We start from the raw sequence: 13762 nt of genomic DNA on the forward strand, positions 1-13762 counted from the left end.
TGATGAAAGCTTTAATCGTAAGCGATAGTCATAGCTCCGTGAAGGAATTACAGCAGTTGAAAGAGAAATATGAAGGAAAAGTAGATATCATGATTCATTGCGGTGATTCAGAGCTAACGCCTGCTCATGAAGAGCTGCAAGGTTTCCATGTTGTAAAAGGGAACTGTGATTATGCTAACTTTCAAGACGAAATTGTAACTGATGTAGATGGCATTCGTTTCGTAGTTGTGCACGGACATCGTCATAACGTGAAAATGACATTACAAACATTAGCGTACCATGCAGAAGAGGTAGGGGCGCAAGTTGCATGCTTCGGACACTCTCACGTATTAGGTGCAGAATTAATCGACGGCGTATTATTTATTAATCCAGGCAGTATTTTATTGCCACGTCAGCGTGTAGAAAAGACATTTGCTTTATTAGAAATGGATGAAAATCAAATGGAAGTTCGTTTTGAAACATTAGACGGACAACTAGTTGAACAAGCAGTTTTTAAAAGAGGATAAGAAAAATTATCCTCTTTTAAAAAAGGTGTTGACTTTATGTATGGTTATACATATAATAAATATTGTCGATAGGGCAACAGCGCTAACGAAGAAAAATAAAATAACATATGCGGGTGTAGTTTAGTGGTAAAACAAGAGCCTTCCAAGCTCTGGTCGAGAGTTCGATTCTCTTCACCCGCTCCATGTCCCAGTAGCTCAGCCGGATAGAGCATACGCCTTCTAAGCGTACGGTCGGGAGTTCGAATCTCTCCTGGGACGCTAACAATCGGGTAGTAAACCCCGTCAAATAAGCCTTTTAATTCGAAAGTTGAAACGTACAGTGTGCGGTCAACATCGAGTTAGGAGGCTTATTTTTTTATGTCTAAAAGACGAGATTCTTTAACGGTTAGCGAAGACTTATCGAATATCTTTGACCGGAAGCTGGAAAGGAAACAAGTGAAGGGTCTAACTATTAAGAAGGCTCTCTCTACAGTGATACGTCAAATGAGAGCAACAGGCTTGCGTGACCGTACTATTAGCGACTATGAGTTGCATGTTGGTCATTTTATGAGTGTGGCGGGTGCTGAGTTTCTCCAAGAGTTGACCGTTGATCATATCTATTTGTGGCTTTCATCTATGAATGTCAGTAATCAAACCAAGTTAACACGTTTGAAGTGCCTCAAAGCGTTTCTGGGACGTTGTTTTGATAATGGTTGGATAGAGATTAACTTTTGGAAGAGTATCAAAATAAAGGTTGATAGCCCTGTGAAAGAGGGGGCAACGGATAGGGAAATTAATCTTCTGCTTTCTGTTCTAGATTTAACTCGCTTCATAGAATTGAGAGATGCTACTTCCGTATTGCTTATGTATCAGACGGGAATACGAGTTGGGACGTTGTCTCAATTGGAGCATAAACATGTGAACTTAGAAAATAAAGTGCTACGTATTGGTGGTGGAATTATTAAGAATCATGAATCCATACATTTACCCTTTGATGATGTTCTGGCTAGAGTCTTAGGTGCTCTTATGAAGCAGAACGACATTATCCGGAAAGAGTGTCGAGTGAATAATGATTACTTATTTATTACGAAGAATGGAGGGCGGATCGCTACGAGTCCTACAAATAACAATATAACTAAGAGGTTGAGTAAACATTCTAGGGATTACGGTCTGAAGAATATAAATCCTCATGCTTTACGGAGAGGGTTTGCGAAGAATTTACTCAAGAAGGGAGCAAATATAGCTCTAATCTCTAAGGCTCTTGGGCATAGTGATCTAGCCGTTACTACACGTTATTTACATTTAGATAAGGAAGAAGTAGCGGAAAGTCTGAGAAACTTCCTGTAAATAAAAAAGAGCATCTTGGCGGATGCTCCTTGCAGGGTAGACTGTTGGCGCAGTCTGTGACCCTAAAATTCATCGATAAAAACTAAATAACGGACAATCCCGTCCATTCAGTACCTTCATTTTATCGAAAAAATTCGAGAGATGCAAGGCTTCTTAAGTATTGCCTTTTTTAGCTACTGAGTTACGGGATTTCCACACGAGGAATGACCTAACACTCGTAAAACTTGAACAGGTGAGCCTAGCCGATGTCAGAAAGTAAGGCGTACACCCTCTAAAGTGTTTCCTTGTTTACGCTGGGTGTAGCTCTAGGTGCGAACGACCATTAAAGGTTCGGTGGCTGCTTGGTGTTCTACGGAACAGGTGGCGACGGATAGATATAAGCTCACAGGACAAGCTTTGTGAGTAGAAAGTCCGTTGAGGGAGAAATCCCTGTGTTTAAACAAGGTGATACAATACGGATACTTCAACAACTCATCCTTAGCTCAGTATTAAGACATCTACTTTATGTCGTTTAACTTTTGTTTTTACGATGTAAGGTAGATATTTTCTGTCCAAGCCGTTGCTTAAGCAATCTAAGCCATGCTCAGTGGAAGGGAGATCTAAAGTCAACTGCTAAGGAAAAGGAAAGTGGAAAAGTTCTCAAAAAGTGAACTTAAACTGGGCAAGAGAGAACGACTACTTTAAGTAAACTTTTCTTGTAACTTGACCTGGAGTCAAGGTATAATGTTGCTATAAGGATACAAAATGTATCAAAAGTAAGTATGAAATGATAAAAAATGTATCAGGTAGATCCTGGAGGTGGAGGGTTTGAAATCACCTTTAGGAAACAAAAGTTCACTTTTTGAGAACATCAGAGCTTATTTTTTTTTAGATTAGGGTTAACTTAAAGTAAACTTTATTAGAAGAAAAGTTATTTTTTTTTACTTCTAGGTTACCCTAGAGGTAACTTTGTCTGGAAAGTTGTCAAAACGTAAACTTGTTATGCCTTGTGAGTAAACCTATAGTTTACTTGAGGGGAATTTGTCTTGAAGGTTATAAAATGAAAACTTTTGATGCTTTGTGAGTAAAAGCATTACCTGAGTAATATTCCTTGTTAGAAGTGGAATACTATATAAAGAAAAAAGCCTCTCAGTGCGCTAACACTGAAAAGCTTTCAATAAAATATTACTTTTTGTCTTTACTCAGATTGATCACGCTAATGACAACAACGAGTAAAGAGCAAACCGCAGTAACGGTAGGTGCATCCATATGTACTCACCACCTTTAGACTCACCGTACCCCAATACGGTGAGTTTTTCAATTTCTATTATACATGACATTCTGTACATAAAACAAAAGTATTTTTTTATACAAACTTGTTTTTTGTTTCAAACGAGGATATGGATACGTTAAGGAGAAATTTACTCAGGTTGCTTTGTCTGAAATGACGAGAATACCTAGAAGTATGATGAGTGGTTATATAAAAGGGAATAGCGCAAAGAGAAAAGAGAATGTGTAATGCTTCGGGGAGAAAGCAAAAGGATATCGTAAAACAGGTAACAGCTAAGTAGAATTCTACTTAGCTGTTTTTTTTTGTTTGAATAACTATTAAAAAAGTGACCTGAAAGTAAGTGAATAGCTATAAGAATAGGGGGAGAAACATAGAGTGAATGCTTGGTAACATCCTAAACAAACTTAATGAAAAACACCTTAGTATAGCGGGTTGAGTGAAGTTTTAGAATGATATTTAATAGGGAGGGAACGACTATTTGAAAGGAAGTACTACATATGGAAAAACACATTGATTATGTACGAGCCGAGGATAAACGGTTGCGGCAAGAAGCTAAAATGAATGGTGGACGATACCAGTCAAATCAAGAGATAAAGATCTCGAGACAGAAGGTTGAGGAAAAGAAAGCTAAAGATCTAAGGGGAAACGTAGACAAACGACATTACTCTGTACAGATGACAGAGGCGCATTTTAATAAGGGAGTCTCTCATGAATTGAAGGGTCTAGTATTCTCGATGGCTACTCTGCTAGAAACTAAAGGTGGGGGACGGGTTACAGATCGAAACTATAATGATTTAAACATAAAAGAAATTGCTAATAGAATTGGGAAGAGTAGAAACACCATTTCACCGTTACTGGATCAGGCTGTAGAAGAAGGCATGATATCTGTACGTAAAGAAGGGAAAGACAAATACTTTACCTTATCAAAAGAGTTTTACGGAATTGGTAATCTCGGAAGGAATATTCCTCACTTTGTAAGGCTGATTCATACAGAAGTGTTAAAAGTGTGTAAGAAGCTTAACCTTGAAGAACTTGGACTCTTAAGTGATCTGATTAACTTTATGCATCCTGAGTTGTTTATACTAGTCAGAAACCCTCTAGAGCCGTCTGAGAAGTATTTAGAGATTCTGAGACCGAAAGATATTGCCATAATGTTTAATATGGATACGCCAAAAGTAAACCGTACTATCCGTAAGTTGATAGCTTTAGAAGTATTCTTCAGAATGGAAGTGGGAGACAAGGAAACACGGACAATTACGAAAGTCATCGGAGCTGACTCTAATTTCTTTAGTAAGAAAGTAGAAAGAGTGCCTTTAGACAAAATAAAGAGGGCTATCTCTCAGACAGCCCTATCAAATAAAAATCACATAAAATATTAAACTGGTGCCCTCGAGTCCTCCTCCTACAGATGTCTCGGGGGTTTTTCGTTCTCATTTACTCTACAGATAGAATACCATGACTAGTAATAATTTTACAAGGGAATGATAATTACAAAAAAGTTAATATTTTGGGCATATACTATGTAAAAAAGTTAATATTCTGTGCGTATAGAAAATACCGTTAAGCCTTACTCCCTGTAAGTGTTAGAGTCCTTTAGATAAGCACTGACTTAATATTATAAATACCCTCTAAGATGAAAGGATAGCCGAAGGCAAAGGAATAAGCTAGTAACTAACGTTCCTATCTGTCAGCCGTCCACTCTGCTCCCGTCTCACTAATTTATTAAAGTTTACATACTTATAGCTATGTATGATGGTTCGCAAGGAGTGAAACGGATTGCTGACGTTAGTCAAATCTTTACAGGTCTAACCTTAAAAGTGTTGAAAGGGAAAGCTTAAAAGATATTACCAATGATGAAACCTAAAAGCTAAAAGTGAACCCTGAAGCTTTGATACTACTGGGCTTGTAAGCTAAATGAGGATGCTCTCAATTGAAGTAGAAATCTGATGAAATTCCCCTTTGAGGACTATCAGCTTGTGAGACATAAATACTCTTATATTAAGGCTCTTATAGGCTAAAAGTGCACAAAAAGAGTCCGACTATTCCGCCTGACCCTCACGCTTGTACCTATAGATTGTTCTCTCGGATATATTCATAATGTTTGCTACTTGCTTAACGGAATGAGTCTCTAAAAGATTCATGCACTCAGTGTAACGGCTAGTAGTAAGAGCTTTCGGACGTCCTTCCTTATAGTTTGGATTGTTTGCCTTAGCGTGTTCCTTGCCTTCTTGAGTTCTCTCATAAATCATAGATCGCTCCATTTCTGCGACAGACAGAAGCGTAGTTAGGAAGAATCTACCCATTGGAGTATCTTCAAGAAGTCCAACATTCAGCACATGAGCGCTGACACCTTTCGAGAATAGCTCCTCTACAATCTGAATTCCCTCTTTTGTATTCCTTGCCAAACGGTCAAGCTTGGTCACTATAAGTGTATCTCCTTCTTTCAATACATTTAGTACTCTCTGAAGCTCAGGGCGATTAGAGGTAGCTCCGGTGAATTTCTCCGAGTAAATTTTAGTAGCTCCTTTGTTTGTAAGCTCTTCAATCTGTACTGACAGGTCTTGTCCCTTAGAGGATACACGAGCATATCCGAATACTGTCATTTTGTCATCTCTCCTTTTGTCAGTAAGTTTTGTCATGTCGATAGGCTTGATTCTATCACTCTAAAAGCATACTGTCAAATCTGTTGAGTTTTGTCATATCGACAAGCATCATCTCTGTATATCAGACGGGAAGCCTATCTTATAAGTCTAAAGCTGATACATATAGCCACGAGCTGATAACTATAATGTATTGCTTATGTACTAACACATATAGTATAACTTCATACAGTCACGATATGAGCTGATACCACCGATACCACCGACCACACACCCATAGAGCTCCACGAACTTGACGGAAGCCGAGGTGGAGGAGGCTGACAGGTTTTATCAACAAAGGAGACACTGAGATTTACTCATTGAAGAGAGGGTTGACGGAGGAGTCAATGGAGTCTTAGATGCGCCTGTCCAGTGGCTTTAGTGTTCTGTGCGTTCACGACCTTCATTGTCTTCGGAGAGGACAGGAGCGATTGCGGGAAAGTTTGGAGAAGTGATGAGGAAGTCGGGAAAGAAAAAAGAATTTGTGGGAGATTCGAGAAAAACTTTTGAAAATATCACAAAAAGAAATAAAAAATTTGCTGAATCTTATTTGATCGATTTGCTGACGGGAAATTCTGTGGAGAAGCGAAGAAGAAAAAACTTCGGGGAAGGTGCGGGGGGGCGCAACCAAATCGACAAGCCTTCCGACCCTCCACTACCAACCTGTAGAATATTCCTTAACGTGATTGGCGAATTGCCCCTAAAATTTTTAGCCTCACGTGTTAGCAATCTTTTTGAAAAGCACTCATTTACGAGATGTGTAGACAGTTGTATACTTAATGTGTAAGGTTAATTGACGGATTTACTCACTGTATGGCATTAGCTGATTACTTACATTCCGTCAATTTTAAAACTTACCGCACATTAATCACCTTGCAACCCTTCTATTACTTCCGATATGAACTACTCCTTTGAACCCTCCCGTTGAGGGTCTCATGAAGCTATTGAGCTCAGGTCAATTGAAGGCTGGCTCTGAGTTATCAGCGAAGTGTTTGCTTGATAGTTTCATGATACGTTCAATCGTATCCATGTAAGCTGAAAAATTATTGTAAACTTCTTCTGAAACTATCAAGCTGACGGATATGTCTTTTCTGATTTTTCTTATACACGGATAGGTAAATTTTGTAAGTTTTATCCCGTAAGTTTGATGGTTAACTAAAAGCATTCATCACAACCTCGCAAGAGTGTTTTTTTTATTTGACCTAATTGTAGACAACTGTATACGAGGAAAGGAATGATACAAATTAAGATTGATACACGTTTACCCTTCGTACCACCCACTACTAGGAGAAACCTTCGTTTTCTTCTCTTTACAATTCAACATAATGGATTATCTCTTTCAGAATTACTTCGCAAAGCTGATATTTCAAGACCTTCGTTTTATAAAGTCATCAAAGGGAAAAGTTCACTGATACAAGCGGAAGAGGTTACACAAAAGCTTATGGACTTAATCCCTGAGCATAATTACACCTATGTTAAGCAAGCAAATGAAATTCTTGATAAAGCGGAAGCGGTTGCTGGAAAGATTGATCTTAGATTGCACGGCAACAAAGCAATAATTTCAGAAAGATAAATAACTAATAAAGGATGATTACGAAATGAATTTCAACGACCAACAATTACAAGATTTCTTCAACGGGACACCACTAGGGAAGAGATTACTAGCTGAAGCTAAAAAATCACAAGCAGAATTTGATTCTAAACTTAATGAGATTCGTGGAAGTATCAATACATTGCAGCAGAACATTGAATACGCTACCTATGGAAGACCTGATACCCGTAACTCGCATATGGTTTCCTACTTTAGCGGAAATCCTGTGTTGATCCAAACGGACAATCGAAGTCGTGTAATCTCTTGTGAGCCTATCACAAATGAAAACTGGAAAGGTTTAGATTTAGGCGTGAAGCAATCCGTAAAAGGCTCTAACCCTGTCGCCTATCAGCGATTGCAACACGGTAAGTTTATCCTCAATGATGATGATACTTATTTCCTAAACTTAGCACGTGCAGAGTCAGGGTTAAACGTAGATGTACTTAACGCATATGCTAATATGAAACAGCCTCATGAGAGGGACTACGCAGAGCAATTCGATAACGCTGAAGACATGGAAAATGGAGTGCTGTCTTTCCATAAATGGCACAACGCAATGACAACCGATCAGAACATTGCAGACTTACACACAGAGCTCCACGCTTATGAGAAAAACTTGAATGACTCAATTAATGCTAATGAGATTATTCCGTTTGATGTATCAGCAATTGAAGGCGAGCAGGATGGCGCATTTTGTGTGACAGCTGAGTGGTAACACAAAGACGTGGAAGACTGATCCGAAAGATTGAAGTCAATTAGAATGGCTTGGATAGTTTTCATAGTAGGAGTGGCAATAGCTTTAATGTTAATAAGTTAAGGGGCTCTTAGGAGTCCTTTTCTTTTTTGCCTATTATAGAAGGAAAAGAAAATATAAAATAATTTCCGAAATTGTATTGAACTAATTTCCGAAATCGTGTAAAGTTGTCCGTGTAAGAGAGAACCACTCTTACTGAAATGAGGTGATTTCATATGAATGAAACTGCTCAGAAGTTTTATGAGCGAATCCAAGAAGAGATGAACTTGAAAGATATCAAGGAAGCTCAAAAAGTTTACAGATTCTATAGTGCTCTTAAAGGGATGACTAAGATAGTAAGCGAGGAAGAGCTACAGAAGTTACTCAGGATGGCTCTTAACGGTGAAGCTCTAATTTCAGAGGACAGAAGGTTTAAAGGGTAAAACCTTTTTCTTTCTTAAGTAATTTCGGAAATTATAATTTAATAAGAAGACCTTCAAGATTGGCAGATCTCAAAGGTCGGAAAGGAGCATATAAAATGCCACTTAAACCTTTTTGGAAAGCATTCTTAGGCGGAAGCTTCCTGTTTACAGCATTCTATACACTTATATTCTTATACAGTCATCTTATCACGATGTAAGTTAGACCGTCCAGCTAATGGACTACGTAAAGCAACTAAAAGGGAGATAAGTTGTCTCTCGTTAAAATAAAAACTTAAGGAGATTAAAACTATGCATACATTATCGAGATTGCTAGAAGCGCAGGATCAAATAAGAGAATTATATAAGGACGGAATTATGGGTGATTACTCATTTGGGGAGATATCTGAATACATCGAGGGATTGATTGAGGACGTTTATGAAGAAGAGAAGGAAGCTCAGAAGTTAGGTGTCAGCTAAGTAATACCTAAAAAGTCCCATTCTTTAAGTTGAGTCTTACGGGATGTGTGTTACTTTCTGGAATCTATCCTGTATATCTTCATGTAAGGAATGACATAACAAGGAGGTTTTAACATGAGGAAACAGTATGAAAGCACACTGCTAAAGCTTAAAGGAGTTGAGCCAATAACTACAGCAGAGTTAATGGAGAGGTTTGGCATCGAAAAGGAAAGCTTCTTTGCGATCCGTGAAGAAGAGGTGAATTTCTTCAAAGGTGATGTCATGAAAGATGAATGGTTGAAACATCCTTCCTATGAAGGTTACTGGGGCAGTAGTATGGGCAGGGTCTTCCGTGAAGCTTACGAGAGAAAAGGAAGAAAGTACAAGACCTCACTATTAGACATAGGTGTTCATAATACTGGTAGAAACGGATACTTGGGTGTACATGTGAACAGGAAAAAGAAATATCTTCACCGCTTTATTATGGAATGTTTATTACAAGCGGAAATACCTAAAGGTTTTATAGTTGACCATAAGAATAATAATCCTGAAGACAATAGAGCAGATAACCTTCAGTTGCTAACGACTAAGCAGAATAATCGTAAAGGACTCTTTGAAAACACAGGTCGTACTTGGACAGAACTTTGGGGGATTTTCGAAATGGCAAGAAACGGTCATACACCTGAAAATATTGCTTCAATCCGTTATCCTGATGAAGAATTGAATGATGTTATCTCTGAGATTGAAAGTATTCTAGCTTCTAGTGTGCTTCGTAAGATGTATAATGATGGATTATTACCAAGTGCAGACCCTTTTGAAGAAGTATTCACACTTTGGGAAGAAATGAAAGTTCGTGGTGAAGTTAAAGTGACGGATAGGAAAGAGTAAGCGATCTACACATTGGTATAATCTTTAGGGAGAAGGCTTCAAAGACTTTATTCTTTGTTATTACTAGAGGATTTAGTCTTTGGAGTCGTCTTTTTAGATTCTAATGAATTCAATTTACTCTCTCGTTCCATTCTTCGTTCCTCTCTCCTTACAATTCGTATAAACTCCTTAGCAAACAATTCAAGGTTTAACTCGCCAACAGTTTCCACCTTCACTAGTCAATCACTCCTTTAGGAAAAGGCTCCAAAGATTTTATTCTTTGTTATTGGGGGATTTAGTCTCTGGAGTCTTAGATTCACCCTGATATACATCTCCCAACCTATCCTTTTCTAAAACCATTAAAATAATCTGCCTAGCAAACTCTTCAACGTTTAATTCCCCGACAGTTTCTACAATCACCAGTCAATCACTCCTTTAATTTTATACTGTAGATTGTATCATTTGATAGAGAGAATGGACTTGAGAAAGATTTGCCTTGACGGTAGTCTATATAATAAGGTAAGATTTTCTCAAAAGGTCACTTGACCGAAAACTGGAATGTTTCAAAACTGAATTGTATTGGCTATTATGACGCAAGTTTTATAGATTGGTTCGGGAGTTCGAATCTCTCCTGGGACGCTAAAAAAACCTTGTTATCTTTTGATAACAAGGTTTTTTGTTTGTTTAAAAATTGATGTATGTGCAAGAGGTGTAAAACATAACGTAATATATGATAATTATTATATATTACAGATTGAAGTACATTAAGAAAAGAGCGCCGTTTATGCGCCCTGTTCCTCATATTTAATTTAAAGAATCGATAGGCTTATGATGGAACTTAAATCCATATCCATATTCTCCTAATTGTTCACTTAGAATGTTATAAAACTTTTTACCATTCTAGTACGATTGAGCAGCTGTTATCGGAACTTATCCACGACAGTGTGTTACAATTAATAGAAGCGGAAAACGAGAATCTCCAATTGACTGGACGTGTGATTGGTTGGACAGTTTAAGAAGGTTGTATAAAAAAGGGAGATGGCGCAAAGATGGCGAGATCAAATGAGAATGATTTAACGGAGAAATTGGCAGAAGGTCACCGGAAATATGGTGATGGCAACTTTACAGTACAGAACATCGGTGATGAAACTAACCCAGATTGGACTGTCATAAAAAATGTGAGGAAGGGATCGGCAGGCATTCGTGAAGGAGAAGATATATTAAGACTGCGATCAAAATATATAAAATAGTACAGAAATGAGCGGAGTGGGAGTTCAACTCTCTCCTGGGACGCTAAAAAAACCTTGTTATCTTTTGATAACAAGGTTTTTTGTTTGTTTTAAATTAGTTATTAATAAATTTGTCAAAGACAAAACCATAATCTTTCACGTTATATTGTTTCTTCGTATCAACGAGCCAGTTAAAGGCGATCTCGTTCATTTCTTTAAATTGTTCTGCTAAATTTACTTGTGCGTTTGAAATACGGCTGAAAGCGTTAGATGCCATATCTAGACTTTTATGTGCATACTGCAATGTAATGTCGTTGTCGTATGAAATTTCTTCTATTTTAAGTAAAGCCTTATATAAATCTTTTAATTCTTCGATATGTTTTTTATGAACATCAATTGAATAATGCTCATCTCCCATTTGAAACTTAATTTCTACATCTAAATCAATTGTTCCCGCAGTTTCAAGTGCTACATTTTTAATTTGATATTTACTATAGCTAAAGCGGCGTAGTGTACGTTTTTTACTTGTTGCGCTTGTACCATCTAGGTGAAGTAATCCTTTGTTTGTGAAACAATATTCATCTGATTTTGATTTGATTAGAAAATAAATTTTCTCCCCATCTTCATGCATCACGTAATCATCAGCGTCAACTTTATCGTAATCTTTCGGTGTGATGACAGAACCAACATCGCTTAGTCCTAATACATCTGCAGCCATTTTCTTAAACATATATAATCCCCCTTGTAAATTAAATTCTAAATTGTATAAAAATATATTAACATGATTTCAATAAAGTGTTTTCTTATAATTGAAAATTTTTAAAGGTAAGTTAAGAAAAGTAACGAATAATTATTTCAACTCTAAGTTATTTAGTAAATCTATCAGTTTAAGAGTGGATTCTCCGAAAAAAAATCAAGAGAAAAAAGTTAATCTTGTAAGTAATTATAGAGAAATTCCGTGAAAACCTCTCAAGTAATATGAGGTTTTTTTCTATCCATTTTGAAATCTTACAATTCTGTAAGGTAACTGTAAGGAAGTTCGATGGTAACAAATTGCTAATCCTCTATAATGAAGGTAACAACGATAAAACGAGGAGGAAGAAATGATGAAAGGGTTAATCGTAACGGGTTTAACAGTTGCTTTTGGATTTGTAGCGTATGAGAAATTAACGTATGTAGTTGATGTTGTAAAACATTTAATCGCTTAGTAAAAAAACTGCCATGAGAGGGAAAGGGAATGAGTGAATGAATGGAATGGTTATTTGGAATTATAGGTACTTGTAGTGTAGTGTTATTGTTCTTTGTCCCGAGTGGTATACTTAGTTCGACAACGAGTTTGTTCTTTTTAAGTTTGTTTGCTTGTACGATGCTTATTATTATGTTTTTAATGAAGCGAAGTAAACCAATCTTCTATTGTAGCATGATTGTTATGGCAATTATTGTTCTCCAAATTATTACCCTTGTTATATACCCCACTATTATAAAAGCTTTCCATTAATGATGAATCCTCTGCTTTAATTGCTGAGGATTTTTATTTGCACATTTTTAATTTTCGGTAAGGATTTGTTTATATTCAAATATAAAAATTAAATATTTCCATATTTCAAACAAAGGGTTTTGGGATGTTGTGTTCTTATTACTCATTTGATATATTTACTTTAAAGATAATTAAAATCTAGAAAAAGAGGCGGACGTATGGATAAAAAAGAAAATACGGTCGTATTGTTTCCACAACTATCAGAGCGATATATTGATGAAGGTTTTTTAGCGCTGAAAGAGCGGAAATTCGAAGATGCATTGCGCTGCTTTGAAATATTACGTCAGTATAATGCAGAAACGGAACAAACGGAACTCGCTTCTGTTATTTGTTTGTTAGAATTAAAACATATGGAAGAAGCGAAAGACAAATGTGAACAGTTACTTGAAACAGGAGCTGTATTATTTGGTGATATTCTTGAAACATATGTGACGATTTTAGTTCAAACAAATGATTATGAAGGTGTCATTGAAATCGTTGAAAAGGTTTTGCAAACGAAAGATGTAATGCCTGAGCAAAAGGAAAAATTAGCACAGCTCGCTTTATTTGCAGAAGGTATGTTAAGTGAAGTAGATACGTCACTAGTCGATTCGAATTTTGAATTGGATGAGTTTACTAATGAAATGTTTGGAGAAAACTTTGGACAAAAGCTAAGAGCGATTCAGCAACTTTCGTTAAAAGACTTGGATCTTGCATTACCTATTTTAAAGAAAGTTTTAATAGACGAAAAACAGCACCCTTATTTGAAAACTTCTATTTTATATAAAATGATAGAAAATCAAATAGAAGAAGAGGTAGAAGTGGAAAAGTTTGGGAATACGATCAAGGTGATTCCAGCATTTACAGGTCATAATGAGGAGCAATCCGATAACATTATACATACATTATCAAGCCGATTAGAGCAAAATTATCCCGATATATTTGATGCAATGGTTACATATTGGAAAGAATTGCGAATTAGCGTTTTCCCATTCGCTCTATTAATGGATAAAGTGGAGATTTGGGCTGCTGTTTTAGAGAGAATTGGAAGAAAACGTTTCGGATTGACTATTGATGAAGAAGAGCTTATGACAGCGTATAATATTGAATTAGAAGAGTTTCATATTGCCTATCAATGGTTATTACGTGTTGAAAGAGAAGGATATTTGCCCGTATAATTATGAAAAAGAATCGTTCGGTTCTTGAA

General features: G+C 36.8%; 16 protein-coding genes and 2 tRNA genes. 14 read left to right on the plus strand and 4 right to left on the minus strand.

Annotated elements, in window-relative coordinates:
- Positions 1-2 precede the first annotated feature (2 nt).
- The 5 genes from ILT06_RS02065 to ILT06_RS02085 all read left to right on the plus strand — a co-directional run bounded on the left by ILT06_RS02065 (position 3) and on the right by ILT06_RS02085 (position 4481).
- Positions 3-506: a metallophosphoesterase gene (locus ILT06_RS02065; RefSeq protein ID WP_064474675.1), complete on the plus strand. Its 504-nt coding sequence runs from the start codon at positions 3-5 to the stop codon at positions 504-506.
- 109 nt (positions 507-615) lie between these two features.
- Positions 616-689 (plus strand) — tRNA-Gly (locus tag ILT06_RS02070).
- A 1-nt stretch (position 690) separates the two neighbouring features.
- Positions 691-764 (plus strand) — tRNA-Arg (locus ILT06_RS02075).
- Between the two features lie 99 nt (positions 765-863).
- Positions 864-1832 (plus strand): tyrosine-type recombinase/integrase, encoded by a 969-nt coding sequence (locus ILT06_RS02080; RefSeq protein WP_222654785.1) that lies wholly within the window; start codon positions 864-866, stop codon positions 1830-1832.
- 1767 nt (positions 1833-3599) lie between these two features.
- Entirely contained in the window at positions 3600-4481 is an 882-nt protein-coding gene (locus ILT06_RS02085) for a winged helix-turn-helix domain-containing protein (protein ID WP_222654786.1), read from the plus strand.
- 660 nt (positions 4482-5141) lie between these two features.
- Here ILT06_RS02085 and ILT06_RS02090 read toward each other — a convergent pair.
- Positions 5142-5705, minus strand: coding sequence for a recombinase family protein (locus ILT06_RS02090; protein WP_222654787.1), 564 nt, complete (start codon positions 5703-5705; stop codon positions 5142-5144).
- Between the two features lie 490 nt (positions 5706-6195).
- Here ILT06_RS02090 and ILT06_RS02095 point away from each other — a divergent pair, with 490 nt between their 5' ends.
- The 6 genes from ILT06_RS02095 to ILT06_RS02120 all read left to right on the plus strand — a co-directional run bounded on the left by ILT06_RS02095 (position 6196) and on the right by ILT06_RS02120 (position 9831).
- Complete coding sequence (locus tag ILT06_RS02095; RefSeq protein WP_222654788.1) at positions 6196-6528, plus strand: hypothetical protein; 333 nt, start codon at positions 6196-6198, stop codon at positions 6526-6528.
- 447 nt (positions 6529-6975) lie between these two features.
- Positions 6976-7314, plus strand: a complete 339-nt coding sequence (locus ILT06_RS02100) for a hypothetical protein (protein WP_222654789.1) — start codon at positions 6976-6978, stop codon at positions 7312-7314.
- 25 nt (positions 7315-7339) lie between these two features.
- The gene (locus tag ILT06_RS02105) at positions 7340-8047 is read left to right on the plus strand and encodes a hypothetical protein (protein WP_222654790.1); all 708 of its coding nucleotides are present in this window, start codon (positions 7340-7342) and stop codon (positions 8045-8047) included.
- A gap of 254 nt (positions 8048-8301) precedes the next feature.
- Positions 8302-8508 (plus strand): hypothetical protein, encoded by a 207-nt coding sequence (locus ILT06_RS02110; protein WP_222654791.1) that lies wholly within the window; start codon positions 8302-8304, stop codon positions 8506-8508.
- A 288-nt stretch (positions 8509-8796) separates the two neighbouring features.
- Positions 8797-8964 (plus strand): hypothetical protein, encoded by a 168-nt coding sequence (locus ILT06_RS02115; RefSeq protein ID WP_222654792.1) that lies wholly within the window; start codon positions 8797-8799, stop codon positions 8962-8964.
- Between the two features lie 114 nt (positions 8965-9078).
- Entirely contained in the window at positions 9079-9831 is a 753-nt protein-coding gene (locus ILT06_RS02120) for an HNH endonuclease signature motif containing protein (protein ID WP_222654793.1), read from the plus strand.
- Between the two features lie 47 nt (positions 9832-9878).
- Here ILT06_RS02120 and ILT06_RS02125 read toward each other — a convergent pair whose 3' ends face one another.
- A complete protein-coding gene (locus tag ILT06_RS02125) occupies positions 9879-10046 on the minus strand; it encodes a hypothetical protein (protein WP_222654794.1) in 168 nt (55 codons plus the stop codon).
- A gap of 37 nt (positions 10047-10083) precedes the next feature.
- Positions 10084-10230 carry a hypothetical protein gene (locus tag ILT06_RS02130; protein ID WP_222654795.1) on the minus strand — a complete coding sequence of 49 codons (147 nt, stop codon included), beginning with the start codon at positions 10228-10230 and terminating at the stop codon, positions 10084-10086.
- Between the two features lie 629 nt (positions 10231-10859).
- On the opposite strand from ILT06_RS02130, the gene ILT06_RS02135 reads away from it, so the two are divergent.
- Positions 10860-11060, plus strand: coding sequence for a hypothetical protein (locus ILT06_RS02135; protein WP_000124457.1), 201 nt, complete (start codon positions 10860-10862; stop codon positions 11058-11060).
- 94 nt (positions 11061-11154) lie between these two features.
- Here the strand turns inward: ILT06_RS02135 and ILT06_RS02140 are convergent, their stop codons facing one another.
- Positions 11155-11769: a PH domain-containing protein gene (locus tag ILT06_RS02140; RefSeq protein ID WP_000473874.1), complete on the minus strand. Its 615-nt coding sequence runs from the start codon at positions 11767-11769 to the stop codon at positions 11155-11157.
- Between the two features lie 519 nt (positions 11770-12288).
- Between ILT06_RS02140 and ILT06_RS02145 the strand changes: the two genes are divergently transcribed.
- Positions 12289-12537: a hypothetical protein gene (locus tag ILT06_RS02145; protein ID WP_001973787.1), complete on the plus strand. Its 249-nt coding sequence runs from the start codon at positions 12289-12291 to the stop codon at positions 12535-12537.
- Between the two features lie 197 nt (positions 12538-12734).
- Entirely contained in the window at positions 12735-13733 is a 999-nt protein-coding gene (locus tag ILT06_RS02150; protein ID WP_088048061.1) for a hypothetical protein, read from the plus strand.
- Positions 13734-13762: the final 29 nt, after the last annotated feature.

The sequence above is a fragment of the Bacillus sp. 17RED48 genome, from assembly GCF_019837545.1.
Taxonomy (GTDB): domain Bacteria; phylum Bacillota; class Bacilli; order Bacillales; family Bacillaceae_G; genus Bacillus_A; species Bacillus_A wiedmannii.

Coding starts and splice junctions, on each gene's coding strand:
- ILT06_RS02065 (WP_064474675.1), top strand. CDS start 3: ATGAAAGCTTTAATCGTAAGCGATAGTCATAGCTCCGTGAAGGAATTA.
- ILT06_RS02080 (WP_222654785.1), top strand. CDS start 864: ATGTCTAAAAGACGAGATTCTTTAACGGTTAGCGAAGACTTATCGAAT.
- ILT06_RS02085 (WP_222654786.1), top strand. CDS start 3,600: ATGGAAAAACACATTGATTATGTACGAGCCGAGGATAAACGGTTGCGG.
- ILT06_RS02090 (WP_222654787.1), bottom strand. CDS start 5,705: ATGACAGTATTCGGATATGCTCGTGTATCCTCTAAGGGACAAGACCTG.
- ILT06_RS02095 (WP_222654788.1), top strand. CDS start 6,196: ATGAGGAAGTCGGGAAAGAAAAAAGAATTTGTGGGAGATTCGAGAAAA.
- ILT06_RS02100 (WP_222654789.1), top strand. CDS start 6,976: ATGATACAAATTAAGATTGATACACGTTTACCCTTCGTACCACCCACT.
- ILT06_RS02105 (WP_222654790.1), top strand. CDS start 7,340: ATGAATTTCAACGACCAACAATTACAAGATTTCTTCAACGGGACACCA.
- ILT06_RS02110 (WP_222654791.1), top strand. CDS start 8,302: ATGAATGAAACTGCTCAGAAGTTTTATGAGCGAATCCAAGAAGAGATG.
- ILT06_RS02115 (WP_222654792.1), top strand. CDS start 8,797: ATGCATACATTATCGAGATTGCTAGAAGCGCAGGATCAAATAAGAGAA.
- ILT06_RS02120 (WP_222654793.1), top strand. CDS start 9,079: ATGAGGAAACAGTATGAAAGCACACTGCTAAAGCTTAAAGGAGTTGAG.
- ILT06_RS02135 (WP_000124457.1), top strand. CDS start 10,860: ATGGCGAGATCAAATGAGAATGATTTAACGGAGAAATTGGCAGAAGGT.
- ILT06_RS02140 (WP_000473874.1), bottom strand. CDS start 11,769: ATGTTTAAGAAAATGGCTGCAGATGTATTAGGACTAAGCGATGTTGGT.
- ILT06_RS02145 (WP_001973787.1), top strand. CDS start 12,289: ATGGAATGGTTATTTGGAATTATAGGTACTTGTAGTGTAGTGTTATTG.
- ILT06_RS02150 (WP_088048061.1), top strand. CDS start 12,735: ATGGATAAAAAAGAAAATACGGTCGTATTGTTTCCACAACTATCAGAG.